The organism is Actinomadura sp. WMMA1423 (genome assembly GCF_006547145.1).
Taxonomy (GTDB): domain Bacteria; phylum Actinomycetota; class Actinomycetes; order Streptosporangiales; family Streptosporangiaceae; genus Spirillospora.
The window spans coordinates 5,711,741-5,738,519 of record NZ_CP041244.1 but is presented as its reverse complement, the minus strand read 5'-3'; the positions used below and the strand labels follow the sequence as shown (position 1 = coordinate 5,738,519).

Sequence of the window (26,779 nt, the reverse complement as noted above, 5' to 3'; positions counted from 1 at the left end):
GCGTCTTCACCGCTGCCTGAGTCCTTCCCCTCCCGCCGCCGGATAGCCCGAACCTCCGCATAACGACTTGCCTGTCTGGATATGGCTGACCTGGAGGGATATGGACCTTCGGCCCTGGTGATGCCCTGCCACAGGACCCCACGATGGGTACTCAGCGCGACGTGAGGGGGACACGATGCGAGCCAGCGAAGGCGACCGGCTGATCATCCACGGGCACCACGTGGGCGACCCGGGCCGCACGGCCGAGATCCTCGAGGTGCACGGGCGGGACGGGGAGCCGCCCTACCTGGTGCGGTGGGACGACGGCCACGAGAGCACCTTCTACCCGTCCTCGGACTCCACCATCGAGCACCAGCCGGCCGAGTGGTCGAGGCACTAGGACCGGCGGAGCGGCAGGCGGGAGAGCAGGCGAGGCAGAGGAAGCACGCGAGGCAGTAGCGCAACGGGGGGATCTCATGGACCGGTCGACGACCAGCGCCGAGCCCGAGGTGGCCGTGGAGCATCGGGGAAGCGTGCCGGAGGGCTCCACCGACTACGCGCGCACCAAGGTGAGCGCGGTGTTCCGGCATGCGCCGGAGCCCGTGCTGTTCGCACGCGTGAAGCTCGCCGTGTCGCCGGATCCGGCGGTGGAGCGGCCCGCGACGGCCCAGGCCAACCTGGACGTCAACGGCCGCCTCGTCCGGGCGCAGGTGGCGGCGCCGACCATGTCCGAGGCCATCGACCGGCTCCACGACCGGCTGCTGAACCGGCTCGACCGGGTCTCCCGGCACTGGGAGGCCCGCCGCGGCGCCTATCCGTCGAGCCCCGCGACGGGCCCGCACGAGTGGCGGCACGGAGCCGAGCCGACGCACCGCCCGGACTACTACCCGCGCCCGCCGGAGGAGCGGGAGCTGATCCGGCACAAGTCGTTCACCCTGACGGCAGAGACGCCCGACGAGGCGGCCTTCGACATGGAGGTGCTGGACTACGGGTTCCTGCTGTTCCGCGACATCGAGACGGGTGAGGACAGCGTCATCTACCCGGCCGACCACGGGTACCGGCTGGCGCAGGCGACCCCGCGCGAGCAGGTGGGCAAGCCCCGGGCCGTCCCGCTGACGGTAAACCCCCGTCCGGCGCCCAGGCTGACCGTGCGGGAGGCGATCGAGCACCTGGAGGAGGCCGGCCTGCGCTGGGTGTTCTTCCGCGACGCCGGGACGGGGCGGGGCAACGTCCTCTACCACCGCTACGACGGCCATTACGGCCTGATCATCCCCGCCTAGCCGGGCCCGGATCCGGCCCGGCCCGGAGGGCCGCCCTCCGGCTGCCCGTGGGTCCTTATCGGCCCTTCAGCAGGGCGGTTTCGGTCTGCCCATGCATTCCGCCACCAGGTGACAAGAAATCCCCCGAGTTCGGGTCTTGCGGCGCACGCCACCCCTGCTTACTATCCAGTAACCAAAGTCTGAATACGGTGATGTTCGGATTTGGGTGGATTCCCACGCGGCCCACAAGGCCGGCGGAATCCGAGGGCCACGCCCGCGACCGACATCACCGCGCCACCGACGCCGCGGTACGCGCGGAAGGGCCCCCGCCCGTCGCCGCAGGCGTCGGCACGGACGCGGAAAGGTTCCGCGTTCCCGCCCGCCCCCGGGCGACCCACCCCCCTGGGAGAAGCAAGCATGCACGCTGCGACCACCCCTGCCCGGCCGCGCCCCGCCAGTCGGCGCCGTCGCCTGCGGAGCATCGCCGCGGCGGCCGTCCTGGCCGCCGGCGCCATCGCGCCCGCCGTCTCCGCGACCTCCGCCCACGCCGCCCCCCTGCGCGAGGTCATGTTCGTCGGCAACAACTGGGAAGGCACCGCCGACGTCATCAAGTCCAGCGGCGACTTCGCCAAGATCGGCCGGATCAACGTCATCCCCGACAAGAGCCAGCGCCTCACCGCGATCTACCTCAACCCGATCAACCTGGCCGTCTACCTCGGCATCCGGGCCACCGCCGGCGAGGGCCACGACCAGCTCGTCGACGACCTGTACTCCACCCCCGACGGCACCGCCCTGGTCGCCTCGCGGCCCAGCTTCGGCGACGTCGTCTCCATCGACCTCGCCACCGGCAAGGTCAAGTGGCGGTTCGCCGTCTCCGGGTACCGCGCCGACCACATGTCCGTCTCCCCCGACGGGACGCGGGTCGCGGTGTCGGCCTCGCTCGGCAAGGTCGTCCACGTCCTGGACATCAACACCGGCAAGCAGCTCGGCTCGTTCGGCACCGGCGACAAGCCCCACGAGAACATCTTCACCAAAGACGGCAAGTACATCGTGAACATGTCCATCGGGAACGTCGAGACCGACCTCGACGACCCGTCCCAGGACTGGACCAAGGGCGACCGCCACATCACCGTCGCCGACGCGTCCACCTTCAAGGTCGTCAAGACCATCGACATGCGCTCGCGCCTGGACGCCTTCGGCCGCAAGGACCTGTCGAACGCGATCCGGCCCGCGGTGTTCTCGCCGGACGAGTCGAAGCTGTACTTCCAGGTCTCGTTCTTCAACGGCCTCGTGGAGTACGACGTGGCCACCGACAAGATCACCCGGATCAAGACCCTGCCCAAGAACCCGGCCACCAGCGACGACCGCAAGACCTTCGTCAACGACTCGCGCCACCACGGCCTGTCGATGAGTCCCGACGGCGGCAAGCTCTGCGTCGCCGGGACCATGGACGACTACGCCACCATCGTCAACCGCTCCACCCTCCAGGAGGGCCCGCTGGTCACCGCGTCCAAGCCCTACTGGGCGACGGTCAGCGGCGACGGCCGCGCCTGCGTCATCTCCGAGAGCGGCGCCGACCAGGTCACGGCCATCGACTTCGGCACCGGCCAGAAGATCACCTCCGTGCCCGTCGGCGACCACCCGCAGCGCGTCCGCGTGGCCCACATCCCCGCCACCTGGACCGGCACCACCGGCTGACCGCCCCCGAACCGGGACGCAGGGCCCCGGCCCCGCGTCCCGGTCCCGTTCCTGCGGTCCTTGGCCTCGGGGCCGGCCGGGGATTCGTAAGTGTTTTCGAATGGAGCGATGAGTTTCGTCGGTGGGGCGGGTCTACTCCGGTATGACGACAACGCATGAGCAGGTGGGCGGCGAGGTGCCGGGGGCCGAGGCCGCGGGGGCCGGTGGGAGGGGCAGGACGCCCGCCGTGGTGCGGCTGCTGGTGATGGCGACGTTCGTGGTCATCCTGAACGAGACGGTCATGATCAACGCCATCCCGCGGCTGATGGCGGACATGCGCGTCACCGAGCAGGCCGCGCAGTGGCTCTCCACGGCGTTCATGCTGACCATGGCCGCGGTGATCCCGGTGACGGGCTGGTTCCTGCAGCGGGTCACCACCCGCCGCGCCTACGCCACCGCGATGGGCGTGTTCCTCGCCGGGACGGCGCTGGCGGCGGTCGCGCCGGTGTTCGAGGTGCTGCTGGTCGCGCGGATCGTCCAGGCGACCGGCACCGCGGTGATGATGCCGCTGCTGATGACGACGCTGATGACCGTCGTCCCCGAGAACGACCGCGGCCGGGTGATGGGCACCGTGACCATGGCGATCTCGGTCGCGCCCGCGATGGGCCCGGCGGTGTCCGGCCTGATCCTGCAGCTCGGCTCGTGGCGGCTGCTGTTCGCGGCGGTGCTGCCGGTCGCGGCCCTGATCGCCTGGCGCGGCCTCGCGCGGCTGGAGAACGTCGGGGAGCCGCGGCCGGGCACGATCGACTGGTTCAGCGTCGCGGCCGCCGCCTTCGGGTTCGGTTCGCTGGTGTACGGGCTGAGCCGGTTCGGGCAGGGCGGCGCGGTGGTCCCCGCGCTGATCGTCGCGGTCGGGGCCGTCACGATCGCGGTCTTCGCGGTCCGGCAGCTCCGGTTGCAGCGGCGCGGCGTCCCGCTGCTGGACCTGCGCGTCCTGCGGCACCCGGTCTACGCCCTGTCCCTGCTCCTGATGTCGCTCGGCTTCATGGCGATGATGGGCTCGATGATCCTGCTGCCGATCTACCTGCAGAACCTGCGCGGCCTCACGCCGCTGGAGACCGGCCTGCTGATGATGCCCGGCGGGCTGGCGATGGGGCTGCTCGGCCCCGCGGTGGGACGGCTCTTCGACCGCTTCGGCGGGCGGATCCTCATCATCCCCGGGGCGGCGGGCATCGTGCTCGCCCTGGCCGGGTTCACCCAGATCTCGGAGACCATGCCGTACTGGCAGGTGCTCGGCCTGCACTCGCTGCTCATGGTGTCGCTGGCGGCGGCGTTCACCCCGGTGTTCACCCTCGGCCTCGGGGCGCTCCCGGCCTCCCTGTACTCGCACGGCAGCTCCATGCTGGGCACGCTCCAGCAGGTCGCCGCGGCCTTCGGGACGGCGCTGGTGGTGACCGTGATGGCCGGACGCGCCGAGAGCCGGGTCGCGGACGGCGTCACCGCCGCGCTCGCCCAGCTCGACGGGATGCGGCTGGCGTTCGTGGTCAGCGCGGCGCTGTCCCTGCTGATGGTCGGGGTCGCGTTCCTGCTGCCCAAGCGCGCGCGGGCCGCCGGCGAGCCGTCCCTGGCGGCGGTGGAGCCCGACGCCGACCGGAGCCTGGAGCCCGCCTGAGCCGTCACAGGCTGAGTCGTCACAGGTAATGGCGGAGGACCAGGTCGGCGGGGTAGGGGTCCAGGTAGGTCTGCTGGGTCAGGTAGTCCACACCCTCGCCCATGGCGTGGTGGCGCAGCAGGGCGATGGGGACGCTCAGGGGTGCCTGGCCCTGCCGGTAGGTCTCGATGGCGTCCAGGAGGTCGTGGCGGCGGGTGTCGTCGAGGTGGTCGCTGAGCATCCCGAAGACGTGCTGGAGGGCGTTCATGTGGCGGCCCCGTTTGGGGCGGACGGCGAGCGCCGCGCCGAACGCGCGCCGGTAGTCCTCCTCCAGCTCCCCGCGCGGGCGGCACCCCGCGTCCGCGACGATCCGTCCGAGCGCCTGGTAGGCGGACGGGTCGTGGGCGAGGATCTGCAGCTTGTGGCGGCTGTGGAAGGCGACCAGGTCGCGGGGGCGCCAGTCGGCGGCGAAGAGCTCGCGGAGCCGGGCGTGGGCGAAGATGCGCTCGATGAAGTGCTCGCGCAGGAGGGGGTCGCGGAGCCGGCCGTCCTCCTCGGCGGGCAGGTCCGGGAGCGCCTCGCGGACGAGGTCCGCGAACACGCCGCGGCCCCGGCGGTCCACGGGCTGGCCGTCGGTGCGCTCACCGGGCAGGCCGGAGGCGTAGCGGGGCAGGCGGAACAGCCCGCAGGACGGTGAGCGCGACTTGAGCACGTAGCCGTCCAGGTCCTCCAGCTGGGGCATGCGGGTCTCGGCGAGCGCGGTCATCGCGGCGGTGTGGTCCGCGGTCCCGTCCCTGGTGACGAGGTGCCCGTCGGTGCGCAGCCGGAGCGTGGGGCGCGGCGTCCCGAGGCCGATCTCCATCTCGGGGCATACCGGGACCCAGTCGACGTGCGGGTCCAGCACGTCGGTGAGGAACCGGTCGCGGCTGTGGCTCGCGTTGTACCGGACCGGCGCGCCGAGCAGGCAGCTCGACACCGCCAGCCTGGGGCGCGGGTAGGGGCCGCCGGCGGTCACAGGAGCTCTCTCATCCGGCGCAGGCCGCGGGCCGTGCGCGCCTTCACCGTGCCGAGCGGGACGGAGAGCCGGTCGGCGATCTCCGTCTGCGTCAGCTGGCCGAAGTGGGCCAGCACGATCGCCTGCCGCTGCGGCATGGGCAGCACCGCCAGGGCGTCCCGGACGTCGCAGGCGGTCTCCACCGACGGCGAGGCGTCGGGCGTCCGGGCGGCGGGCAGCTCGGCGTGCTCCTCCAGGGGCAGAGTCCTGCGGTAGTGGCGGGCCTCGGCGCGGAGCTGGTCGATGGCGCGCCTGCGGGCGATGGCGAGGACCCAGGGCTCCAGGGCGCGTTCCGGGTCGAAGCGCCCGCGCGACCGCCACACCTCCAGGAAGACCAGCTGGACGACGTCGTCCACCGCGTGCCGGGGCACGAGCCGGACGACGTGGCGGCGCACGAGCGGGCCGAGCACGGTGTAGCACTCGGCAAGCGCGGTCTCGTCACCGCGGGCGAGCCGCTCTCCCAGGTTCATGAGCTGGGCCTTTCCCGAAGGAATCGTTTCAAAACTTGTTCATAGTCGATTCCGCGGGCATTGTCCAACCCGGCGGGGCGCGGGGGTGGGGAGGCGCGCCGCTTTCGCGGTGAATCAGGGGGCCGCGGGGCCGTCCAAAATCTCGGTGACGGCTTGGGAAAGGCTTGTCGCGAGCCGGGCGGCGTCCGGCAGCCGGTCCCGCCGCCAGCCCGGTCCGCCGACCACGAGCCGCACCGCCGGCCGGGTGCCCGGCAGGCCGGCCAGCCACTCCGGGTCGCCGGTCTCGGCGGTCTGCGACCAGACGAAGACGGCGCCCGGCCCGGTGCGCCGGATCGCGGCGGCGAGGGCGTCCGCGGGCAACCGCGCCCCCAGCAGGCTTGACGCGACGCCTGCCTGCGCCAGGGCGGCGGCCAGCGCGTAGAGCGGCAGGCTGTGCTGCTCCTCCGGGGCGCAGGCGAGCAGGACGGGCCGGACGTTCAGCGGCCTCTCGGGCGGCTGAACCTCCGCCAGGCGGCCGAGCACCACCGTGGTCAGCAGGTGCTCGACCTCGACGCAGTCGCCGCCCGCCGCGTGCTTGCGGCCGATGCCGACCAGGACCGGGACCATCAGCCCGTCCCACGCCCGCACGACCCCGTCCCGCGCGATCGCGGCCCTGAGGGCGGCGGTCATCGCGGGGACGTCCAGCGCCATCGCCGCCCGGGCCAGCCCGCGCGCCTCGGCCGTGTCCGCTCCACCGGGCGCCTCGCCGACGGGCACCCGGTTGCCGCCCGCGCCGTGCCCGCGCGGCGAGCGCGGGGCGGGGGGCGGTTCACGCAGCGCGGCGTGGGCGGCCTCGCCCGGCGGGGCGCCCGCGAGGATCAGCCGCTGCATCGCTTCCAGGCGCGCCACGTCGGCGGGCGTGTAGCGGCGGTGGCCGCCCGGGCTGCGCCCGCTCGGACCGATGCCGTACCTGCGGTCCCACGTGCGCAGGGTCGCGGCCGCGAGGCCCAGGCGCCGCGCCACCGCGCCCACGCCCAGCCCCGGCTCCCGGTCCGTCTCCCCGCGCATGCTCTTCGGTCTCCTGTGCTGCTCCGACGGCACAGCGTACGGCCCGGCCGGCCGTACGGTCTCACTGGATTTCGCCGCGACCGCGCCTCCCGGTTGCATCCGGGAGCGGCCGCGGACGCGTTGACCTCCGCCAATGCGGACGTGCGGAAGGCGCGGGAGCGGGAAGGGTCCCGGCCATGGAGCCGACGAACGAGCAGGACACGACGAGGCACCGCGTCCGGACGAGCAGCCGGTGGGCGGTCTACGGAGCCACCGCGGCGGCGGTGACGGCGGCGGCAGCGGCCGGGGGCAAGGCGGTCGACGCCGACAGCCGCTGGTACCGGGCGCTGAGGAAGCCGCCGTGGCAGCCGCCTTCGTGGGCGTTCGGGGTCGTGTGGACGCCCCTCTACGCCACGGTCGCCTGGGCGGGCGGGCGCGCGCTGCTGAGGACGCGGGGCCGCCCGCGCCGCGCCCTGGCCGCGAGCCTGGGCGTCAACCTGGTGCTGAACGCGGGGTGGAACCACCTGTTCTTCGGCCGCCGCAGCCCGAACGCGGGGGTCGCGGGCACGCTCCTGCTGGACGCCAGCAACGCCGAACTGATCCGCCGCACGGCCCGCACCGACCGGGTCGCGGCCACCGCCCTCGTCCCGTACGCGGCGTGGTGCGCGTTCGCCACCGCGCTGAACGGCGACATCGCCTACCGCAACCGCTCGCGCCCGCTGCTCCGAAGACTCAGGTGATGGACACCTCGATCCTGCTGTTCACCCGCGACCTGCGGGTGCGCGACAACCCCGCCCTCGCCGCGGCGTGCGGGGCCGGGCGGGTCGTGCCGGTCTTCGTCTTCGACGACGCGATCCTCGGCGGCCCGTTCGCCGCGCCGAACCGCGTCCGGTTCCTCCTCGACAGCCTCGCCGACCTGCGAAGGTCGCTGACCGAGCTGGGCGGGGACCTCGTGGTGCGGCGCGGCGACCCGGCCCGCGAGACCGCCCGGCTCGCCCGCGAGACCGGCGCGCGCTCGCTGCTGCTCGCCGACGAGCGGTCCGCGTACGCGGCCCGGCGCCTCGCCCGCCTCCGCGAACTCGGACTGGAGGTGTCGGTCCTTCCCGGCATCACGGTCGTCCCGCCCGGTGACCTCACCCCCGCCAGCGGCGATCACTACAAGGTGTTCACCCCGTACTGGCGGGCCTGGGAGGAGGTCCGGTGGCGTCCGGCCGTGGACGCGCCGAAGGAGGTCCGGCTGCCGTCCGGCGTGGAGCCGGGCGCGTTGCCGCGCCTGGCCGAGCTGGTCCCGGGCACGCCGTCCCCCGACCTCGCGCCGGGCGGAGAGACGAAGGGGCGCGAACGCCTGGAGGCGTGGCTGCGCGAGGACGCGGCGGAGTACGACCGGGTCCGCGACGATCTCGCCGCCGACCGCACGTCCCGGCTCGGCCCGTACCTGAAGTTCGGCTGCGTCTCGCCGCGCGAGCTGGCCGGCTCCGCGCCGGACGCCTTCCGGCGCCAGCTGGCGTGGCGGGACTTCCACCACCAGGTCGCCGCCGCGTTCCCAGGCCTCCCCCGGCGCGACTACCGGCCCCGCGGCCAGACCTGGAAGGACGACGAGGACGGCTTCGCCGCGTGGCGCGACGGCACGACCGGCATCCCGATCGTGGACGCCGGAATGCGCCAGCTCCGCCGCGAGGGGTTCATGCACAACCGCGCCCGGCTCATCACCGCCTCCTTCCTGACCCGCGACCTCGGCATCGACTGGCGGCTCGGCCTGGGCCACTTCAACGAGCTGCTCGCCGACGGCGACATAGCCGACAACGCGGGGAACTGGCAGTGGGTCGCCGGGACGGGGAACAGCACGCGGCCCGACCAGGTGATGAACCCGTTCCGGCAGGCGTCGCGGTTCGACCCGCGCGGCGACTACGTCCGCAGGTACGTCCCCGAGCTGGCCGGCGTCGAAGGGGCCCGCGTCCACCGCCCCTGGGCGCTGGACGAGGACCGGAGGCGGCATCTCGACTACCCGCCGCCCATCCTCGCCCCCGACGACCGATGACCCCGCGACCGATCCCCCCGCGACCGACGACCCCGCGACCGACGACCCCGACCACCGCCGCGGGCGGCGAGGACCGTCCCCGCGGACGACCGAACGAGGAGACGCATGGACACCGGTAATGGGCGGACCTGCCTCGTCACGGGAGCCACCGGCTACATCGGGGGCCGCCTGGTGCCGAAGCTCCTGGACGCGGGCTTCCGGGTGCGCTGCATGGCGCGCTCGGCCCGGCGGCTCCGCGACCACCCGTGGGCGGACCGGGTCGAGATCGTGGAGGCCGACGCGACCGACCCCGAATCCTCCCGGCGGGCCCTGGAGGGCGTGGAGGTCGCCTACTACCTGATCCACGCCATCGGCGGCGACGGAGGCTTCGCGGAGACCGACCGCCTCGCCGCCCGCACGTTCTCGCGCGCGGCGCGGGAGGCGGGCGTCCGGCGGCTGGTCTACCTCGGCGGGATGGAACCGGAGGGGGAGCTGTCGCCGCACCTGCGGTCCCGCGCCGAGGTGGCCCGGATCCTGCTGGACGGCGGCGTCCCGACCGCGTGGCTGCGCGCCGCGGTGATCATCGGTGCGGGCTCGGCGTCGTTCGAGATGCTGCGCTACCTGACCGAGCGGCTGCCGGTCATGGTCACGCCGCGCTGGGTGCGCACCCGCATCCAGCCGATCGCGATCCAGGACGTCCTGTACTACCTGGTCGCCTCCGCGGACCTGCCCCCGGACGTCAACCGGGGGTTCGACATCGGCGGTCCGGACGTGCTCACCTACGCCGAGATGATCCGCGGGTACGCGCGCGTCGCGGGACTGAAGCCGCGGATCATCGTCCCGGTCCCGGTGCTGAGCCCGAGCCTGTCGAGCCACTGGGTGGGCGCCATCACCCCCGTCCCGGGCGCCCTGGCACGGCCGCTGGTGGAGTCGCTGCGCAACGAGGTCGTGTGCAGGGAGAACGACATCGCCGAGTACATACCGCCGCCCCCGGACGGGCCGATCGGGTTCGAGCGCTCGGTGGAGCGGGCGCTGCGCCGCGTCCGGCAGGCGGACGTCGCCACCCGCTGGTCGTCGGCGAGCACGCCCGGCGCGCCCAGCGACCCGCTGCCGACCGACCCCGACTGGGCGGGCGGCAGCCTCTACACCGACGAGCAGGTCCGCTGGACGAGCGCGCCGCCGGAGCGGCTGTGGGAGGTGGTCGAGGGGATCGGCGGGGACCGCGGCTGGTACTCCTTCCCCGTCGCCTGGCAGGCGCGGGGCGTCCTCGACCGGCTGGTGGGCGGGGTCGGTCTGCGGCGCGGCCGCCGCGACCCGCGCCTGCTGCGGATCGGGGAGACGGTGGACTTCTGGCGCGTGGAGGAGATCGAGCAGGGGCGGCTGCTGCGGCTCCGCGCGGAGATGCGGCTGCCGGGGCTGGCCTGGCTGGAGTTCCGGGTGCACACCGACGACTCCAGGACGTCCCTCACGCAGCGGGCCCTGTTCCATCCCCGGGGCCTCGCGGGCCACGCGTACTGGTGGGCGTTCCGCCCGTTCCACGAACGGATCTTCGGCGGGATGTGCACGGGCATCGTCCGCGCGGCCGAGCGGGGCAAGGCGCCGAAGGCCCGCCCGGCGGTACGGGCCGGCTGAGGCCCGGGCCGCCGTCCCCGCCGCGGGGCGATGCAACCGACCGGCCGTCGCGTCTCGAAGAACTGTGCAGACCCGAAGAACCGCGCAGACCAGACATCAGCGGTCTTGGACGGGCAGCGGATCCGGCTCGGGCCGACAGGGAACGACGACGGAGGAAACAGTGCGAACCCGACATCGTGGGGCTCACCCGCACGGCCACCCTGGACGGTGCTGATGGGGAGGAGTCCGCGGGCAGGAGGGCGGGGCCCGGTCGTGGTGATCGGGGCGGGCCTCGGCGGCCTGTCCGCCGCGATCCACCTGGCGGCGGGGGGCCGCGACGTGGTGGTGGTCGAGGCCAGGGACGTGCCAGGCGGGTGCTGCGGCACGGCGCGCACCGGCCGCCCAGGGCGCCCCGGCGAGTACAGGTTCGACACCGGCCCTTCGGTGCTGACCATGCCGGAGGTGCTCGCCGAGACGTTCGGCGCGGCGGGCGCGGACCTGGACAGCGTGCTGCCGCTGCGGCGCCTGGACCCCTTCTACCGGCTGGCGTTCCACGACGGGACCCGGCTGGACGTGGTGGGCGGCGCCGAGCGGATGGCCGGGAACGTCCGGGAGCTGTGCGGTCCGGCCGAGGCGGCGCGGTACCTGCGGTTCCGGCACCGGCTCGGGGAGATGTTCGAGGCGGAGTGGTCGTCGTTCATCGACGCGGACATGACCCGCCTGCGCGGAATGGCCCGCCCCTACGCGCTGCTCAGGCTGGCGGCGGCGGGCGGGTTCCGGCGCCTGGACCGCTTCGTCGCCGCCCACCTGACCGACGAGCGGCTCGTCCGGGCCCACACCTTCCAGTCCCTCTACGTGGGGCTGCCGCCGCACAAGGCCCTGGCGATCTACGCGGTCGTCGCGCACATGGACACCGTCGGCGGCGTCTACTTCCCGGAGCGCGGCGGTATGCACGCCGTGCCGCACGCGCTGGCGACCGTCGCGGAGAAGGCCGGGGCGTCGATCCACTACGGCGTCCGCGCCGATCGGGTCGAGACCGGCGCGGACGGGGTGGCCGCCGTCCGGCTGGACACCGGCGAGCGGATCCGCGCGAGCAGCGTCGTCGTGGCCTGCGACCTTCCGCGGGCGCACGCCGGGCTGCTGCCCGAGGCGGCCAGGGACTGGCGCCTGCGCAGGCCGCGGTACTCGCCGTCCTGCCTGGTCATGCACTTCGGGCTGGACCGGCGGCTGCCAGGCCGGGCCCACCACACCCTGCACTTCGGCCGCGAGTGGGGCGGCGTCTTCTCCGCCCTCTCGGCCGGGCGGCCGCAGCCCGATCCGAGCCTCCTCGTGACGTACCCCGAATCGGACGAGACGGCCGCACCCTCCGGGCACTCCACGCTGAGCGTCCTGGAGCCCGCGCCGAACCTGGCGGGCGGAGCCGACTGGGACCGCCTCGCCCCGCAGCTCGAGGACCGCCTGCTGGGCCGTCTCGCCGACCTCGGGTACGGCGACCTGTCGGGCGCCCCCGGAGCGACCTTCGACCCACCGGCGTGGGCGCGCCTCGGCCATTCGGCGGGCACGCCCTTCGCCCTCGACCACCGCTTCCGGCAGACGGCGTGGTTCCGCCCGTCCGGCCGGAGCCGCCGTGTCCCGGGGCTGCACTTCGCCGGGATGTACACCGCGCCCGGCGTGGGGGTCCCGCCGGCGCTGATCTCCGGGAGGCTGGCCGCCGCCCGGATCCTGGAGGGCGCCCGATGACGCTGACCGCGAGCTACGAGCACTGCCGCCGACTCAACGCCCGCCACGGGCGCTCCTTCTACCTGGCGACGCTGCTGCTGCCCGGGTGGAAGCGCAGGCACGTCCACGCGCTCTACGGGTTCGCCCGCTACGTGGACGACATCGTCGACGAGTACAAGGCCACCGGCGCGGACGGACGGGCCGCCGCGCTGGACCAGGTCAAGGACCGTCTCGACACGGCTCTGGCGGGGGAGCCCGTCCGCGACCCCGTGCTGCCCGCGTTCGTGCACACCGTGCGCTCCTTCGACGTCGAGCGCGAGGACATCGACGCGTTCCTGGACTCCATGCGGGCCGACCTGACCGTCACCCGGTACGCGACCTACGACGACCTGCTCGGCTACATGGAGGGCTCGGCCGCCGCCATCGGACTGATGATGCTGCCGGTCCTGGAGGCCCTGCCCGGCAGCGGGCGGTCGGCGCGCGAGCCCGCCCGGGAGCTGGGCCGGGCGTTCCAGCTGACCAACTTCATCCGCGACGTGGCCGAGGACCTGGAACGCGGCCGCGTCTACCTCCCGATGAACGACCTGAAGAGGTTCGGCGTGACCGAGGCCGACCTCGCCTCCGGCACCTGCACCCCGGGCCTCCGCGAGCTGGTGGCCTTCGAGGCCGATCGGGCCCGGGAGCACTACAGCCGCGCCCTGGAGGGCGTGAAGCTGCTGGTGCCGTCCTCGCGTCCCTGCATCCGCGCCGCGCACGAGCTGTACGGCGGCATCCTGGACGAGATCGCCGCGGCCGGCCACGACGTGCTGGCCGGGCGGGCGCGCGTCCCCCGCCGCCGCCGCGCCGTGATCTACGCGCGGCACCTGGTGGCGGCGTCGGCCGCGGGCCGGGCCGAGCGGCGCGTCCCGGCCGGGACGGTCTGACATGACGGACGGGACGGCGGAGCCGCGCGGAGGGCCGGCCCGGGTCGTGCTGGACGCCATGGGCGGCGACCACGGGCCCGCCGAGACGGTGCCGGGCGCGCTCGCGGCGCGCCGCGAGCACGGGGTGCCCGTCCTCCTCGTGGGACGGGCCGACGAGGTCGACGAGGAGCTGCGGCGGCACGGCGGCATCGGTGAGGTGGAGGTCCAGCACGCCGACGACGTGATCCCCATGGCGGACCGGGGTTCGAGCGCCGCCTTCCAGTCGAAGTCGAGCCTGATGGTGGGCTGCGAGCTGGCCCGGCGCGAGGGGGGCGCGTTCGTGTCGGCCGGGTCCACCGGCGCGGTGGTGACCTGCGCGGTCCGCGCCTTCGGGCGGCGCGGGGGCGTGCTGCGCCCGGCGCTGGCCGTGGCGCTGCCGAGCGCGACGGGCTTCACCGTCCTGGTCGACGCGGGCGGGACCGCCGACCCGACGGCGGAGATGCTGGCGCAGTTCGCGACGCTGGGCGCCGAGTACGCGCGCGGCGTCCTCGGCGTCGCCGATCCGTCGGTGGGCCTGCTGTCCATCGGGGCCGAGCCGGGGAAGGGGAACCGGCTCGTCCGCGACGCCGCGCTGCTGCTGCCGGAGATGCCCGTGCGCTTCCACGGCAACGTCGAGGGGCACGACGTGCTGGCCGGAACCGTCGACGTCGTCGTGACCGACGGGTTCACCGGGAACGTCGTGCTGAAGAACATTGAGGGCTGCGTCCGGACCACCCTCGGCCTCGTCGCCCGCACCGGGGCCGATACCGGTCCGCTGGAGGAGGTCGCGCGGCTCTACGCGGCCGACACCCACGGGGGCGCCGCCCTCCTGGGCCTGACCGGAACGGTGGTCGTGGCGCACGGATCGTCCAGCGCGACGGCCGTCGCACGCGCGTGCGCGGTGGCGCGCGACCTGGCGGCCCCCTCCCTCACCGCTCCCGCCGAGGTGGCTGAGATGACGCATGCGACCGGGGGCGCGGGGGCGCCCGGCGTCGTCGGCGGTCAGCGCGCGCCCGGGCCGGTGCCGTGAGCGGCTCCCTCACCTCCGCCGGGGGACAGCGGGTCGCGGCCGTCCCAGGAGCCGTCACTCCCGAACGGGACGAAGCGGGCGAAGAGCTCCTCGCTGTACCAGTCCTCGCGGCGGACCCGCCCGATCACGTCCCGGTGGGCGCCCGCCTGGTAGGCGTAGCGGCGGACGGACGCCTCGTCCCGCCAGAGCGAGAACGTCGCCTGCCGGGCGAGCGGCCACTCCCCGATCCCGACCGTGTCGAGGCAGCCGTCCTGCCCGCGCAGCAGCCGGTCCACGTCCGGGACGGAGCGGTAGAAGGCCACCAGCCGTCGCGGACGGACCGACGCCCTGGTCAGCACGGCCACCGGCCCGTGCGGCGAAGGCGGGGGGCCGGCGCCGGCGAGCGGATCGGCCCCTCCCCAGCCGCCGTGGGACGCCAGCGGCGCGAGGCGCACATGCCAGGCCTCCTCGGCCTCCTCCCGCCACCGCGCCGCGATCGGCGAGCTCGCGAGGAAGCGCTCCAGCGCCGGTTCGCCGTCCCACACCGCGAACAGGGCCCAGCGCCGCAGGTCGGCGCCGAGGCCCGTGGACCTGCCCCGCCCCGTCCCGAGCAGCCGCCAGAACCGCAGGCCGCCGGTGCCGCGCAGCACCGGCCGGTCGAACGCCATGTGCCGCATGGCGTCCGCTCCCGGATACCTGATGAGGTGGAACGAGGCGATGATTTCCGTTCTCGCGGCGGGGTTTCCCGTGCTCGTCGCGGTCATCGGCGGTTACCTGCTCGGCTCGGTGCCGGTCGCGGTGCTCGTCGGGCGCGCCCACGGGCTCGACCCGCGCGACGCCGGCGACCGCAACCCCGGCTTCTGGAACGTCAAGGAGCAACTCGGGCGGCGGGCCGCCGTGCCCGTCTTCGCGGGCGACATGCTCAAGGGGACGGCCGCCGGGCTGGTCGGGCTGCTCGCGAGCGGGGCCGGGGCGAGCGTCCTGCCGGTGTACGCGGCGGTCGGCGCGGCGATGGCCGGCCACGCCTGGCCGGCGTTCGCCGGCCGCCGGGGCGGACGCTCGATCCTCACGTTCGCGGGCGGGTTCGCGGTGATCTGCCCCGCGGCGTTCGCGCTCGGCCTCGCGCTGCTCTTCGCGGGGAGCCTCGCCTTCTCCTTCGCGTGGGGCACCCGCCTCGCGGTGTTCTCGCTGCCGGTGCTCCAGCTGTTCTTCGCGCCGGTCGAGCAGGTCGCCGGGACCGGGGCGCTCATGTGCCTCATCGGGCTGCGCTTCGGACAGGCCGCGCTGGCCGGACGGCGGGCCTGAACCCGCCGTGCCTCCGGCCGTCGCCGCGGCGGCGGTGCCTGCCGTGCTTCCTGCCGTAGTCCCGGCCGCGCCAGGAGCGCGCCGGCAGCAGGACGGACCAGGTGAGCCGGGCGGCCGCCGCCACGTCCAGAAGCGGGGACGCCGCCAGGCCGGGGCCGGGGCTGACGTAGCTGCCGCGCAGCGCCGTCACGAGCAGCAGCCGCTGCGCCAGCAGGCCGAGGTCGAGCGGCGTCGGCCGTCCCGCCGCGAGCCGCAGGACGGGAAGCGCGGCGGTGAGCCAGACCACGGCCAGATCGCCCGCCAGCCGGGCCGCCGGGGTCACGTCCCGCAGCGCGATGGACCGCCCCCACTCGCGCCACACGTTCGCGGCGGAGGTGTGCATGTCCACCTCCAGGAGCGGGCCGGCGTCCACGAACGCGACCCGCCAGCCGTCACGGGCGAGCAGCCGCCCGAGCGCCACATCGTCGGTGAGGTGGTGCCTGACCCGCGCGAACCCGTCGGCGTCGGCCATCCGCGCCTTGCGGAAGGCCATGCACTGGCCGTTGACGAGCAGCCGCTCCACGGCCGCCTCCCGCCGGATGGGACCGCCCGGGCGTGTCGGGCCGATGGGACCGAAGCGGTAGACGAGCGTGGCCAGGAGCGATGCGTGCAGGGCCTGCTCCACCGCGCCGCCGCAGATGAACCGGGGCCCCGCGCTCACCAGGTCGCAGGTGCGCAGCAGCGCCGCCAGCTCCGCGCAGAGGCCCGCCTTGGGACGCGTGTCGGCGTCCAGCATGACGACGATCGGGCCGGTCGCGGCCCGCACGCCCTGGTGCAGGGCCCACTGCTTGCCGACCCACCCGTCCGGCAGCGGGGCGCCGGAGACGACGACGGCGCCGAGCCCCTTGGCCAGCCGCGCGGTGCCGTCGCGGGACTCGTCGTCCACGACGATCACCTCTCCCACCGCCGGGTCGCCGAGCAGCGGCACGAGGCAGCCTTCGAGGCGGGCCTCCTCGTCGCGGGCCGGGATCACCACGGACACGCGCTCCGCGGGTGGCCCTGAGGTCCCCGCGCTCAGCGGCGCGGGACGGTGGCGGCCCCGGGCGAGCCGCGCCGCGACGACCGCGGCGGCCGCCGCCTGGAGCACGGTGAGCGGTCTCATCACGTCTCCGTCCGGTCGGACGGCGCGGGGCGGCGGGCACCCCTCAAGCCCCGGCGTCCGAAGTCCTCGTCGACGAGGGAGGCGACGATCCGCCCGCCCATCGTGACGAGCGGGAGGCCGCCGCCCGGATGCGCCGACCCGCCCACCAGGTAGAGACCGCGCCGCGGCCCGCGGTTGCCCGGCCTGCGGAACGGCGCGAAACGACCCTGGTAGGCGCTGCCGTAGATGGCCCCGCCCCAGGCCCCGTACCGGTCGCGCAGGTCGGCGGGCGTGAACATCTCCACGAAACGGAGCCGTCCCGAGAGGTCGTGCCCGCGCTTCGCGAGCCGCTCCAGCACCAGGTCCCGGTACGACTCGCGGGACATCGGCCACCGGCCGGGATCGCGGGCCGGGACGTTCACCAGCATCACCCAGTTCTCCGCCCCGTCCGGGGCCTGCGTCGGGTCGTCCACCGCCGAGCAGCCGATGTAGACGGTCGGGTCGTCCGGCGGCACCCTCCGCCGGAAGATGTCGTCGAACTCCTTCCGGTAGTCCGCGGAGAAGACGACGGAATGGTGCGGCAGCCCCTCCGTCCGGCCCTCCACACCCGCGAGCAGCAGCAGCGCCGACGACGACAGGCCGAGTCCCGCGAGCCTGCGCAGCCTCCGCCGGTCGGGGAGCAGCCACCCGTACAGCGCGGCGGCGTCGGCGTTGACGACCACGGCGTCCGCGCTCACCCGCTCCCCCGACTCCAGCACCACGCCCGTCACCGCCGAGCGGTCGGCGGTCACCTCCGCCACCTCGGTCCCCGTGTGCACCTCGACGCCGGCCTCGGCCAGGAGGCGGGCGAGGGCGTCGGCGATCCGGGGCAGGCCGCCCGGCACGTACCAGCCGCCGTCCCCGTGCTCGATGGCCGGGACGCAGCCGAGGGCGGCCGGCGCCCGGTACGGGCTCGACCCCGCGTAGGTCGCGTACCGGCCCACGTACTGGCGCAGCCGCGGGTCGTCGAAGAAGCGCCGCGCCAGCCCGTCCAGCGTCCGGCCCGGCGCGACCGCGAACAGGTCGCCGAACCGGGGCCGTTCGGGGGGACGGCCGAGCGGCCCGGCGAAGAACGTCCGCTGCGAGGCCGCGAGGCACTCCTCCGCCCACCGGTAGAAGGACCGCCATGCCGCTCCCTGCGCCGTGCCCAGGCCGTCGACCTCCTTCGCCATCAGGTCGGGGTCGCGGAACGCGCGCAGCCGCGCCCCGTCGGCGAAGTGGTACCGGCACAGCTCGTCCAGCTCCACCAGCGGGACGTCGGCGCCGAGTTCCCGGAACAGGTGCGGCATGGTCAGCAGCGACGGGCCCAGCGAGAACGTGAACCCGTCCCGCTCGCGCTCCGCCAGCTTCCCGCCGAGCCGGTCCAGCCGCTCGTAGAGGCGGACGCCGTGCCCGCCGCGCGCCATGCGAAGCGCGGCGGCCATCCCGCCGACCCCGCCGCCGACCACGATCACTTCCGCCATGCGCGCCTCCAAGCCGGGACGGCGAACGCCCCCATCGCCGCACCGCCCGCCACAGCGACCAGCGGGTCCCGGGGCTCGAACACCGCCGCGAACGCAACCGTCTCCATGCCCGCCATCACCGTGTAGAGCGTGACGAGCCCCCGCGACGGGCCGGATCCGCCTGCCGGGACCGGCTCCCGGAACGGGTACGCGGTGACCTGCCGTCCCAGGCTCTCCCGTCCGGCGCTCCCGCGCCCCGCGCTCTCCCGGCCCACCAGAAGGTCGATCACCAGCATGACCAGGAAGGACACGATCAGCCAGCCGGCGAAGTTGCTGACCGGCACGTCACGGTAGGGGCCGCCGTCCGCCCACGTCCACAGGTCGAGCCGCAGCATCTGCGGGTCGAGGAAGAGGTCCCACGCCGTCAGGGCCGCGGCCCCCACCGCCCACCGCGCGAGTCCCCGCTCCCGCACGAGCGCGGACGCGACGGCGTGCGCGGCCAGGCCCATGCCGCCCCACGCCACCGCCACGATGACCGGGACGCCGCCGACCTGGGGTTGCAGCACGGAGGTGTAGGAGTACTCCCCGAACGGCAGGCCCGTGCGGATCCCGACCCACTCGGCCGCGAACCCGATGGCGACCACCGCGGCGAAGGCCCCGGCCGCGCGGCCGGGGCCGTGCCGGCTCGCGAGGAACGCCACGGCGCTCGACGCGAGCAGCACCACGACGACGCTGGTCAGCCGGATCGGCTCAGGTCTCAGCCCGGACGCGACCTGGGCGACCACCATCGCGCCCAGCAGGCCGGCGCCGAGCAGTCCGAGGGGTCTCGACGCGGGGGCGTCCCAGCCGAGCCGTGTTCTGCGTACGAATCCCACATGACCACTTCGTACGGATGCGACCCCTCGGATGCATCGGCCGTCAGGCGGACGCGTCCTGCGGTCGGGCGGCCGCCGCGCGGCGCGGCAGCAGCAGGCCGACCGCCGCGATGAGCAGGCCGAGCCCGGCCGCCATGGCGAAGACCCGGTCGTAGCCGGCGGCGAGGGCCTCGGCCGCGGTCGACCCGCCGGGTGCCGCCCGAGTCCCGGCGGTGGCGGCCGCCGCCAGGACGGCGAGGCCCACCGCGCCGCCCGCCTGGGCGGCGGTGTTGGCCAGGCCGCCTATGATCCCCGCGTCGTCCGCGGGGACGCCGGCGGTCGTCGCGGCCATGAGGGTCGGGAACGTCAGCCCGATGCCGACCGCGACGAGCAGCGTGGGCCCGAGCACGGCGGTGGCGTAGCCGCCGCCGGCGCCGGCCTGGGAGAGCCAGCCGAACCCGGCCAGGAAGCAGCCGCAGCCCGCCAGTACCAGCAGCCGCGCTCCGGCGCGGGGCAGCAGCCCGGCGGCGATGCGTGCCACCACCATGAACATCACGGCCGCGGGCGTCTGCCCGAGCCCGGCCTGGAGCGCGCCGTAGCCGAGGACGTTCTGCAGGAACAGCGACGTGAAGTACCACATCGCGACGGCGATCCCTCCGAAGAGCAGCAGCATGCCGCTGCCCACGGCGACACCCCGGATCCTGAACAGCCGCAGCGGCATCAGCGGCCGGGCGGCGAAGCGGCCCTCCACCACGAGGAAGACGGCGAGGAGGAGCACGCCCGCCGCGGCCGGCCCGGCGACCGGCGCGGACGTCCAGCCGTGGTCGGTGCTCCGCATGACGCCGTAGATGAGCGCGGCCAGGCCCGCCGTCCCGGTGACGGCGCCGGTGAGGTCGAGCGGCTCGCGCCGCCCGGTCCGGGCGCCGGCCAGCGACGTCATGGCGACCACGATCAGCACCGCGCCGATCGGCACGTTGATCAGGAAGACCCACCGCCAGGACAGGCCGGTCGTGAGGGCGCCGCCCGCGACGGCGCCCGCCATCCCACCGACGCCGCCGGCGGCCGACCACGCCCCGAACGCCCGGGCGCGCTCACGCTCCCCCGGGAAGCCGGTGTTGATCACGGCCAGGGTCGCCGGGGCCAGCATCGCGGCCCCCACGCCCTGGACGACGCGGGCCGCGACCAGGACCTGCGGGGCGGTCGCCAGGCCTCCGACCAGACTGGACGCGGAGAACAGGAACATCCCGGCGGCCAGCGTCCGGCGGTGGCCGAACAGGTCGGCGGCGCGTCCGCCCAGCAGCATGAGGCCGGCGAAGGTGAGCAGGTAGCCGTTCACCACCCAGGCCAGGCCCGCGGCGCCGAAGCCGAGGTCCCGGTCGATCGAGGGCAGTGCGACGTTGACGATGGACGCGTCCAGAATCACCATGAACTGGCAGGCGCACACCAGCACCAGGACCATCCAGGCGGGCCCGCTCCTCGCCTCCACGGGGTCGCGGGTCAGGGTCTTCGCAATCGGTTCGGACGACACAAGCGCCTCCTAAGGGCGATCGGGGTGCGGCCGGTGCGCGGCGGGCTGCCCTGCGGGCGCCCGCCCCGCGCCGGCGGAGCCGGGACGGAACACGAACGGCACCGCCGCTCAGACCCTCTGCGGAGCGGCTTCGAGCCCGTCCGCGCCGGCCTGCCCCCCGAGCGCGGCGCTTCCGTTCGCCTCCGTGGCGCGGCTGCCGGCGAGCAGGCGCAGCGCGGTCTCGGCCAGGCGCCGGCCCTGGTAGCGGGCAGCGTCGAGTTCCGCCGTGTCAGGGCCCTCGCCGGACGGGCCTGACACCGACGAGGCGCCGTAGGGATTGCCCCCGGCGGCGTAGACGGCCGGATCGGTGTAGCCGGGTGGGACGATCAGCGCGCCCCAGTGGTAGAAGACGTTGGCCAGCGAGATGATCGTGGCCTCGTTGCCGCCGTGGCGGTTGAACGCGGAGGTGAACGCCGTCACCGGCTTGTCGGCGAGCACGCCCTCCCGCCACAGCCCGGCGCTCTGGTCGATGAACTGCTTGAGCTGCGCGGCGGGCGTGCCGAAGCGGGTCGGCGTGCCGAACGCGTACGCGTCGGCCCAGGCGAGGTCCTCGACCTCGGCCTCGGCGATCGATGCGGTCGCGTCGGCGTGCCGCCGCCACCGGGGGTTCTCGTCGATCGTGCTCCCGGACGCCAGCTCGGCGACCCGGCGCAGCCTCACCTCGGCCCCGGCCGAGGCGGCGCCCTCGGCGACGGCCTCCGCGAGCGCGTGCACCGCACCCGTCGAGCTGTAGTAGATCACGGCGACCTTCACGGACATGTCGGCTCCTCGACGTCGCGCTAGAATTAGTTATCCGCATAATGTTATGCGCATAACTATCTCGTCAAGGAGGGGCCGTGGACTTCGACCGAGCCGACGCGATCAACCAGGCCATCCGCCTGCTGAGCCTGCGCCACCGGGCCCGGGCCGCGGCGCTGCTGGCCCCGCTCGGCCTGCATCCCGGCCAGGAGACGCTGCTGCTCGAACTCGCCCGGACCGGCCCGAGGATCCAGGCCCAGCTCAGCGAGGCGCTCGGCTGCGAGCCGCCCAGCGTGACGCTCATGGTCCGCAAGCTGGAGGCGTCCGGCCACGTGCGCCGCGCGCCGGCGCCCACCGACAAGCGCGCCAGCATCGTGGAGCTCACCGACTCCGGGGCCGCCCTGGCCGAACGGATCAAGGAGATGTGGTGCGCCCTGGCGGAGGAGACGGTGGCCGGCCTGCCCGAGCGGACGGTGGCGGAACTGCCCGGCGTCCTCGGGACCCTGACCGCCAACGTCGACACCAGGCGCGCCCGGCACGACGGAACCGGGCGCGCGCAGTGAGCGCGGGCCCGGCGGACGGCGCACCACGGCCCGGCCCCGGGTGCGCCGCCTCCCGGCCTACCCCCGGCATCGCGCCAGGGGAAGGCCGGGGTCATCTCGTCTCGGCGTCACGCCCTCATGGCGTCGGGGTTCTGCCTCCGAAGGTCACGACGAGGCGGCCGTCCGACGCGAAGGACCAGCCGAGGGAGCCGGCGTAGGAGGAGCACCGGGAGCCGTTCGAGCCGGTCCAGAACTGGTTGGAGCCGTCGGCGTCGCCGACGACCTTGTCGTTCGAGCCGTCCACGCCGAACCTGCACGAGGTGTTGCCACGGAACACCGAGGTGCCCGCGTCGAAGGAGAAGTTCCGCTCCTCGTTGTCGACGCCGACGTTGTCCGACACCGTCATCGGGCCGGGATTGCGGTTGTAGGTGAAACCGTGGTGGCCGTTGCGGTAGGCGATGTTGCGCCGGACGACATGCCTGACCGCGATGTCCTCGCCGCCGAGCTTGTAGCCGTTGCGGTCGCCGTTCCCGGCCTGGCCGCCGTTGGACAGCGTGCCGTTGCCGTAGGAGAGGGAGTCCTCGATGGTGACCGGGCCGATGGCGCCGGTGTCGCTCTTGGTGTAGAGGTCCCAGCCGTCGTCGATGTTGTTGTGCGACACGTCGTAGCGGAACACGTTGCCGGAGCCGATGGTGAGTTTCGCGGCGAAGCCGTCCGCGTCCTCCCCGTCGGAGTCGGCGTTGTCGTGCGACTCCGCGCTCAGCACGAGGTTGTTCGAGGGCCACTGGTCGCGTGGGGTGTCGGAGGCGATCCGCGAGATCTGGAGCCCGGAGTCGCGGTTGAAGCGGGTCACCGTGCGCTCGATGACGTTGCCGCTGCCGCCCACGAAGATCCCGTTGTCGCCGGCGTGCTCGACGACGACGCCGCGGACGTGCCAGTACGACCCGTTCACGGCGAGGCCGCGGTTGGCGGGGTCCTCGCTCATGGCGGCGAAGTTCAGGACCGGTGTCTCGCCCGGGTAGGCGAGAAGTTCGGTGCGGTCGCCCTGCGCGCCGTTCCGGCCCTGCGGGATGGCGACCGTCTGCGAGTAGCGGTAGGTGCCGCCGCGCAGGTAGATCGTCCCGCCCGCGGTGACGCGCCCGATCGCCGAGGTCAGCGTCGTCGGATCCGACTGGGTCCCGGACGCTCCGTCCCTGCCGTCCGGTGCCGCGTAGAGCGTGTCGCCGCCGGTGGGCGGCGGGGTGTCGCCGGTGTCGGCCTCGACGTAGTCGATGTTGGGCAGGCCCTCGGCGCCGGTGGGGGTGAGCCGGACGGTGTTGGCCCCTCCGTTCACCGGGACCGTGAGCGTCATGGAGGCCCAGGTGTCCCAGGAGCCCGTGCCCTCGAAGGTGACGGCGGGGACGGTGGAGCCGTTCACCGCGACGTCGGTGGGCCGCGCGGCGGAGGTGCCGTTGGCGAAGCGGATCCGCAGGGTCGCGGTGCCCGCCGCCGAGGCGTTCACGGTTAACTGCGCGTAGGCGCCGGCCTGGTTCGTGCCGTTGCAGAACCCGGTGCCGGAGTAGCCGCTGTGGTTGGAGTCGATGGTGCCGGTGCACACCGCCGGCGCGGTCTCGGCCTCGTAGCGGACGGTGGCGGCGTGCGCGGCGGTGGTTCCGGACAGTGCGACGAGCGCGCCGGACAGCACGCCTCCGCACGCGATGAGGGATTTCAGGTGCATGGTCGTTCTCCGTTGGGACGTGATTATGCCCGAAGGCAGAGGAAAGGCGAGAATGGTACGGCGACCGACGGGCGCCGCACCGGATGCTTTCTGAGTCATATCGCGGGATCCGAAGCCCGGCGGGGGGCGAGCACGCACGGAAGCGATCGATGACACGGTCAAGACGCCTTTCTGTGGCGACGCGGCCCGGAATGAGTCCACGTCGAGGTGGGAGCGATGTGCGGTCGGCATCCGACCGCCTTCAGAAAGCGCTTTCCATCACGTTAGATCTGCGCCAAGAATACGTCAACAGGATTGCAATCCTTTCATGACGCGACCCCTCGGAAATACCCATCCAAACCCGCGCGATCTTACGGCGCGCCAGGACAGGAAGCAGCCACCGCATTGCCATTTCGCCCGTCTGAATCGGCGGCCCGGGGGCGGGCCTCCGCAGTCCTTTACGGGTGCGGACCGCCTGCGAACGCGGCGGTGAGCCAGGCGAAGGCCGCGTCCTGCATGGCGCGGTCGAAGCGGTGCGGAGCGTCGAAGAAGACGCCCGTGTAGCGGCCGGGCGCCTCCCGGTACGCGTCGGTGATCTGCCGATGGGCCCGGCGCATGCCGCGCGCGGGGAAGAGCGGGTCCGCGGCGGCGTAGAGCACCATCAGCGGAGCCGGGGCGCGTGCGGCCACCACTCCGGGCCAGTCCGCCACCCGGGTCAGGCCCGGCGGGAACATCATCCAGGAGTGGGCCGCGACGTGCTCCTCACCGAGGTCACGGAACGAGGAGACGGCCGCGGCCATGGCCACGGCGCCGATGCCGCGATCGAGCGCGCCCAGGACGGCGGCACGCACCCCGCCGCCCGACAACCCGATCGCGGCTACGGAAGCGGAGCCGGGAACGGAGGCGATGTCCGGACGGGAGCGCAGGTACGCCGCGGCCGCGAGGTCCTCTGACGCGAGGACGCCCGTGAAGGAGGTGCCCAGCAGCGTGCACGCCTTCGCCAGGACGTGCTCGTGCTCGCGGGCGGCGCGCTCGTAGCGTTCGGGTTCGCTCGCGTCCGCTCCCAAGCCCGCCACCCGCGGATCCGTCAGCGTGAACCGGCGGCTGCCCCAGGCGAACCCGTCGTGGACCAGCACCGCGAAGCCGCCCCGGGCCAGCTCGCCCGCGTAGGCCCGGCCGCCGTAGAGCCGGTCGCGCAGGCGTGCGACCTCCGGTTCCGGCGGCTCCGGGCCGTCCGCGATCTTCTCCTTGCCCGCCCACTTCATGCCGGCGTGGCAGTGCATCGCGAGGACTCCGGGCAGCGGGCCCGTGACACCGTGCGGGCGCAGCAGGTAGGCGCGGGTGCGGGGGCCGAAGCCGACCGTCCAGGACAGCTCCTCGCCGTCCAGGCCGTCGCGGGTCCAGCGGCGCTCGACCCGGACGTCACGGGCGCGCAGATCGAGGACGCCCAGCGCGGCCCTGAGCCGCGCGGACAGATCGCGCCCCGGCGGCGGGAAGAGCCCGCACTGCCGCGAGGCGACCTCCGCCAAGCCCGCGAACTCCCCCAGCCCCTCGAACTCCATCCGGCCCTCAGAGTCCGGCATGCTCGCGGGCTCCTTCGCGCCCCCCGGCTCCGGCGTGCTAGCGGGCTCCCCCGCGCCCCGAGACTCCGGCGCGCCGCCGGAGTCCACCGGGCTCCCGGGCACTGGCAGGTGTGCGGGCCGGGGTGGTCCGGGGGACATCAGTCGGCCTGCCGGGTGCCTCGTGCCGTGAGCGCGACGGGGGCACCGGTCGCGGCGGACCGGTCGGCGGACACGCCGATCATCACACTGGCGACGCCCGCGCGGTACCCGGCCTGCCGGGCGAGCGGGTCGTCCGACGGCCCCCGGAACACGTCGTCCAGCAGCAGGGCGTCGCCGCCGCCGTGCGCCCCCGCGCCCTTCTCGATCACGATCTCCTCCGGCTCCCGCCAGTGCCGGTGCAGCACCAGCCGCTCGGACGCGCCCGCCGCGTGCTCCTTGCCGGACGCAGTCGGGTCGATCGCGGCGTGCGGCGGCGTCCAGGCGCGCTCGACGACGTCCAGTTCCAGCCGTCCGGCGGTGCCGTTGACGACCGCCCGGTAGCCCTCGGCGGGCGCGTGCGCGTTGAGGGAGTAGGTGAGCAGCGCGCCGCCCTCGTAGCGGACGAGGACCGCCATGTTGTCGTCGATGGTCACGCCCTCGCCGAAGACGTCCTGGTCGCGCAGGTAGCCGTCCTCGTGCTCGGCGTCCAGGTAGAGGCTCTTCAGCCGGGGGTCGGCGGACATGTCCAGCAGGAACGGGTCGGTGCCGAGCCGGGCCGCGCCGCGGGCCCGCGCGGGCCGGTCGGTGAGGCCGCGGGCCCGTGCGTTCGCGGCGCCGTAGAAGCGCAGGGACGTCTGGGCGTAGACGGAGGCGGCGGCGTCGGCGATCCACCAGTTGACCAGGTCGAAGTGGTGGGTGGACTTGTGCACCAGCAGCCCGCCCGAGTTCGCCCTGGCGCGGTGCCAGCGGCGGAAGTAGTCGGCGCCGTGGATGGTGTCGAGCGCCCAGTCGAAGTGCACCGAGGTGACCTCGCCGACGGCGCCGTCCGCGACGAGCCGGCGGACGGCGCTGTTGCGCGGCGAGTAGCGGTAGTTGAAGGTGACGACGAGCCGGCCCGGCCCGCGCTCGGCCGCCTCGGCGATCGCGGCGCAGTCCTCGGCGGTGGTGCACAGCGGCTTCTCCACCACGACGTCCTTCCCGGCGTCGAGGGCCGCGACCACGTAGCGGGCGTGGACGGCGTCGACGGTCGTCACCACGACGGCGTCGGCGAGGTCGAGCATCGCCCCGAACCCGCCCGGGGCGAAGCACGGCACCTCGCGGCCGATCCGGTCGAGGTAGTAGCGCAGGCGCGTCCGGTTGGGGTCGCAGAGCGCGGTGATCTCACCGGTGTCGCTCCACTCGCCGAGCAGCGCGTCCACGTACATCTGCGCCCGGTGGCCGAGCCCGACGAAGGCGTATCGCATGAGGGAGCACTCCAGAGGCGGACGGCGCCGCGGGGATGGCTCGTGCGGCCCGGCCGTCC

At 74.4% G+C, this 26,779-nt stretch carries 24 protein-coding genes; 12 read left to right on the top strand and 12 right to left on the bottom strand.

Annotation, left to right across the window (positions count from 1 at the left end):
• Nucleotides 1-175: 175 nt before the first annotated feature.
• The 4 genes from FKD65_RS26650 (at nt 176) to FKD65_RS26635 (ending at nt 4,587) form a co-directional block, all read left to right on the top strand.
• A complete protein-coding gene (locus FKD65_RS26650) occupies nt 176-379 on the top strand; it encodes a DUF1918 domain-containing protein (protein ID WP_141580067.1) in 204 nt (67 codons plus the stop codon).
• Nucleotides 380-455: 76 nt separating this feature from the next.
• Nucleotides 456-1,259 carry an HPF/RaiA family ribosome-associated protein gene (locus FKD65_RS26645; RefSeq protein ID WP_141580066.1) on the top strand — a complete coding sequence of 268 codons (804 nt, stop codon included), beginning with the start codon at nt 456-458 and terminating at the stop codon, nt 1,257-1,259.
• Nucleotides 1,260-1,655: 396 nt separating this feature from the next.
• Nucleotides 1,656-2,936: a YncE family protein gene (locus tag FKD65_RS26640; protein ID WP_141580065.1), complete on the top strand. Its 1,281-nt coding sequence runs from the start codon at nt 1,656-1,658 to the stop codon at nt 2,934-2,936.
• A gap of 142 nt (nt 2,937-3,078) precedes the next feature.
• A complete protein-coding gene (locus tag FKD65_RS26635) occupies nt 3,079-4,587 on the top strand; it encodes an MDR family MFS transporter (RefSeq protein WP_141580064.1) in 1,509 nt (502 codons plus the stop codon).
• A gap of 19 nt (nt 4,588-4,606) precedes the next feature.
• Here FKD65_RS26635 and FKD65_RS26630 read toward each other — a convergent pair whose 3' ends face one another.
• The 3 genes from FKD65_RS26630 to FKD65_RS26620 form a co-directional block, all read right to left on the bottom strand.
• Nucleotides 4,607-5,581, bottom strand: coding sequence for a DUF523 and DUF1722 domain-containing protein (locus tag FKD65_RS26630; protein WP_240809619.1), 975 nt, complete (start codon nt 5,579-5,581; stop codon nt 4,607-4,609).
• A complete protein-coding gene (locus tag FKD65_RS26625) occupies nt 5,578-6,090 on the bottom strand; it encodes an RNA polymerase sigma factor (RefSeq protein ID WP_141580063.1) in 513 nt (170 codons plus the stop codon). Before FKD65_RS26625 ends, FKD65_RS26630 begins: the two co-directional genes overlap by 4 nt.
• Before the next feature lie 114 nt (nt 6,091-6,204).
• On the bottom strand, nt 6,205-7,137 hold the full coding sequence (locus FKD65_RS26620; RefSeq protein WP_141580062.1) for a MerR family transcriptional regulator: 933 nt from the start codon (nt 7,135-7,137) through the stop codon (nt 6,205-6,207).
• A gap of 176 nt (nt 7,138-7,313) precedes the next feature.
• Between FKD65_RS26620 and FKD65_RS26615 the strand changes: the two genes are divergently transcribed.
• The 6 genes from FKD65_RS26615 (at nt 7,314) to FKD65_RS26590 (ending at nt 14,434) form a co-directional block, all read left to right on the top strand.
• Nucleotides 7,314-7,856: a TspO/MBR family protein gene (locus FKD65_RS26615; RefSeq protein WP_141580061.1), complete on the top strand. Its 543-nt coding sequence runs from the start codon at nt 7,314-7,316 to the stop codon at nt 7,854-7,856.
• Nucleotides 7,856-9,154, top strand: coding sequence for a deoxyribodipyrimidine photo-lyase (locus FKD65_RS26610; protein ID WP_141580060.1), 1,299 nt, complete (start codon nt 7,856-7,858; stop codon nt 9,152-9,154). The genes FKD65_RS26615 and FKD65_RS26610 overlap by 1 nt, the downstream gene beginning before the upstream one ends.
• A 105-nt stretch (nt 9,155-9,259) precedes the next feature.
• On the top strand, nt 9,260-10,765 hold the full coding sequence (locus FKD65_RS26605) for an SDR family oxidoreductase (RefSeq protein WP_141580059.1): 1,506 nt from the start codon (nt 9,260-9,262) through the stop codon (nt 10,763-10,765).
• Nucleotides 10,766-11,017: 252 nt separating this feature from the next.
• Nucleotides 11,018-12,484 carry a phytoene desaturase family protein gene (locus tag FKD65_RS26600; protein WP_240809618.1) on the top strand — a complete coding sequence of 489 codons (1,467 nt, stop codon included), beginning with the start codon at nt 11,018-11,020 and terminating at the stop codon, nt 12,482-12,484.
• The gene (locus tag FKD65_RS26595) at nt 12,481-13,386 is read left to right on the top strand and encodes a phytoene/squalene synthase family protein (protein ID WP_141580057.1); all 906 of its coding nucleotides are present in this window, start codon (nt 12,481-12,483) and stop codon (nt 13,384-13,386) included. The genes FKD65_RS26600 and FKD65_RS26595 overlap by 4 nt, the downstream gene beginning before the upstream one ends.
• 1 nt (nt 13,387) lies before the next feature.
• A complete protein-coding gene (locus FKD65_RS26590) occupies nt 13,388-14,434 on the top strand; it encodes a phosphate acyltransferase (protein ID WP_141580056.1) in 1,047 nt (348 codons plus the stop codon).
• Here FKD65_RS26590 and FKD65_RS26585 read toward each other — a convergent pair.
• Nucleotides 14,407-15,090 carry a spheroidene monooxygenase gene (locus FKD65_RS26585; RefSeq protein ID WP_240809617.1) on the bottom strand — a complete coding sequence of 228 codons (684 nt, stop codon included), beginning with the start codon at nt 15,088-15,090 and terminating at the stop codon, nt 14,407-14,409. The genes FKD65_RS26590 and FKD65_RS26585 overlap by 28 nt on opposite strands.
• A gap of 40 nt (nt 15,091-15,130) precedes the next feature.
• On the opposite strand from FKD65_RS26585, the gene FKD65_RS26580 reads away from it, so the two are divergent.
• Nucleotides 15,131-15,718 (top strand): glycerol-3-phosphate acyltransferase, encoded by a 588-nt coding sequence (locus FKD65_RS26580; RefSeq protein ID WP_141580055.1) that lies wholly within the window; start codon nt 15,131-15,133, stop codon nt 15,716-15,718.
• Here FKD65_RS26580 and FKD65_RS26575 read toward each other — a convergent pair.
• The 5 genes from FKD65_RS26575 to wrbA form a co-directional block, all read right to left on the bottom strand.
• Nucleotides 15,669-16,859 carry a glycosyltransferase family 2 protein gene (locus FKD65_RS26575; protein ID WP_141580054.1) on the bottom strand — a complete coding sequence of 397 codons (1,191 nt, stop codon included), beginning with the start codon at nt 16,857-16,859 and terminating at the stop codon, nt 15,669-15,671. The genes FKD65_RS26580 and FKD65_RS26575 overlap by 50 nt on opposite strands.
• A complete protein-coding gene (locus tag FKD65_RS26570; protein WP_168221203.1) occupies nt 16,859-18,340 on the bottom strand; it encodes an NAD(P)/FAD-dependent oxidoreductase in 1,482 nt (493 codons plus the stop codon). Before FKD65_RS26570 ends, FKD65_RS26575 begins: the two co-directional genes overlap by 1 nt.
• Nucleotides 18,328-19,194 carry a carotenoid biosynthesis protein gene (locus tag FKD65_RS26565; protein ID WP_240809616.1) on the bottom strand — a complete coding sequence of 289 codons (867 nt, stop codon included), beginning with the start codon at nt 19,192-19,194 and terminating at the stop codon, nt 18,328-18,330. The genes FKD65_RS26570 and FKD65_RS26565 overlap by 13 nt, the downstream gene beginning before the upstream one ends.
• Nucleotides 19,195-19,237: 43 nt before the next feature.
• A complete protein-coding gene (locus FKD65_RS26560; protein WP_240809615.1) occupies nt 19,238-20,701 on the bottom strand; it encodes an MFS transporter in 1,464 nt (487 codons plus the stop codon).
• A gap of 108 nt (nt 20,702-20,809) precedes the next feature.
• Nucleotides 20,810-21,499, bottom strand: coding sequence for an NAD(P)H:quinone oxidoreductase (gene wrbA, locus FKD65_RS26555; protein ID WP_141580053.1), 690 nt, complete (start codon nt 21,497-21,499; stop codon nt 20,810-20,812).
• Between the two features lie 77 nt (nt 21,500-21,576).
• Here wrbA and FKD65_RS26550 point away from each other — a divergent pair, with 77 nt between their 5' ends.
• The gene (locus FKD65_RS26550) at nt 21,577-22,041 is read left to right on the top strand and encodes a MarR family winged helix-turn-helix transcriptional regulator (RefSeq protein WP_141580052.1); all 465 of its coding nucleotides are present in this window, start codon (nt 21,577-21,579) and stop codon (nt 22,039-22,041) included.
• A gap of 115 nt (nt 22,042-22,156) precedes the next feature.
• Here FKD65_RS26550 and FKD65_RS26545 read toward each other — a convergent pair whose 3' ends face one another.
• From FKD65_RS26545 to FKD65_RS26535, 3 genes are all read right to left on the bottom strand, one after another.
• On the bottom strand, nt 22,157-23,737 hold the full coding sequence (locus FKD65_RS26545; RefSeq protein WP_168221202.1) for a carbohydrate-binding protein: 1,581 nt from the start codon (nt 23,735-23,737) through the stop codon (nt 22,157-22,159).
• A gap of 437 nt (nt 23,738-24,174) precedes the next feature.
• Nucleotides 24,175-25,299 (bottom strand): hypothetical protein, encoded by a 1,125-nt coding sequence (locus FKD65_RS26540; RefSeq protein WP_141580050.1) that lies wholly within the window; start codon nt 25,297-25,299, stop codon nt 24,175-24,177.
• A gap of 137 nt (nt 25,300-25,436) precedes the next feature.
• The gene (locus FKD65_RS26535; protein WP_141580049.1) at nt 25,437-26,720 is read right to left on the bottom strand and encodes a Gfo/Idh/MocA family protein; all 1,284 of its coding nucleotides are present in this window, start codon (nt 26,718-26,720) and stop codon (nt 25,437-25,439) included.
• Nucleotides 26,721-26,779 lie beyond the last annotated feature (59 nt).

Coding starts and splice junctions, on each gene's coding strand:
- FKD65_RS26650 (WP_141580067.1), top strand. CDS start 176: ATGCGAGCCAGCGAAGGCGACCGGCTGATCATCCACGGGCACCACGTG.
- FKD65_RS26645 (WP_141580066.1), top strand. CDS start 456: ATGGACCGGTCGACGACCAGCGCCGAGCCCGAGGTGGCCGTGGAGCAT.
- FKD65_RS26640 (WP_141580065.1), top strand. CDS start 1,656: ATGCACGCTGCGACCACCCCTGCCCGGCCGCGCCCCGCCAGTCGGCGC.
- FKD65_RS26635 (WP_141580064.1), top strand. CDS start 3,079: ATGACGACAACGCATGAGCAGGTGGGCGGCGAGGTGCCGGGGGCCGAG.
- FKD65_RS26625 (WP_141580063.1), bottom strand. CDS start 6,090: ATGAACCTGGGAGAGCGGCTCGCCCGCGGTGACGAGACCGCGCTTGCC.
- FKD65_RS26620 (WP_141580062.1), bottom strand. CDS start 7,137: ATGCGCGGGGAGACGGACCGGGAGCCGGGGCTGGGCGTGGGCGCGGTG.
- FKD65_RS26615 (WP_141580061.1), top strand. CDS start 7,314: ATGGAGCCGACGAACGAGCAGGACACGACGAGGCACCGCGTCCGGACG.
- FKD65_RS26610 (WP_141580060.1), top strand. CDS start 7,856: ATGGACACCTCGATCCTGCTGTTCACCCGCGACCTGCGGGTGCGCGAC.
- FKD65_RS26605 (WP_141580059.1), top strand. CDS start 9,260: ATGGACACCGGTAATGGGCGGACCTGCCTCGTCACGGGAGCCACCGGC.
- FKD65_RS26595 (WP_141580057.1), top strand. CDS start 12,481: ATGACGCTGACCGCGAGCTACGAGCACTGCCGCCGACTCAACGCCCGC.
- FKD65_RS26590 (WP_141580056.1), top strand. CDS start 13,388: ATGACGGACGGGACGGCGGAGCCGCGCGGAGGGCCGGCCCGGGTCGTG.
- FKD65_RS26585 (WP_240809617.1), bottom strand. CDS start 15,090: ATGCGGCACATGGCGTTCGACCGGCCGGTGCTGCGCGGCACCGGCGGC.
- FKD65_RS26580 (WP_141580055.1), top strand. CDS start 15,131: ATGATTTCCGTTCTCGCGGCGGGGTTTCCCGTGCTCGTCGCGGTCATC.
- FKD65_RS26575 (WP_141580054.1), bottom strand. CDS start 16,859: ATGAGACCGCTCACCGTGCTCCAGGCGGCGGCCGCCGCGGTCGTCGCG.
- FKD65_RS26570 (WP_168221203.1), bottom strand. CDS start 18,340: ATGGCGGAAGTGATCGTGGTCGGCGGCGGGGTCGGCGGGATGGCCGCC.
- wrbA (WP_141580053.1), bottom strand. CDS start 21,499: ATGTCCGTGAAGGTCGCCGTGATCTACTACAGCTCGACGGGTGCGGTG.
- FKD65_RS26545 (WP_168221202.1), bottom strand. CDS start 23,737: ATGCACCTGAAATCCCTCATCGCGTGCGGAGGCGTGCTGTCCGGCGCG.
- FKD65_RS26540 (WP_141580050.1), bottom strand. CDS start 25,299: ATGCCGGACTCTGAGGGCCGGATGGAGTTCGAGGGGCTGGGGGAGTTC.
- FKD65_RS26535 (WP_141580049.1), bottom strand. CDS start 26,720: ATGCGATACGCCTTCGTCGGGCTCGGCCACCGGGCGCAGATGTACGTG.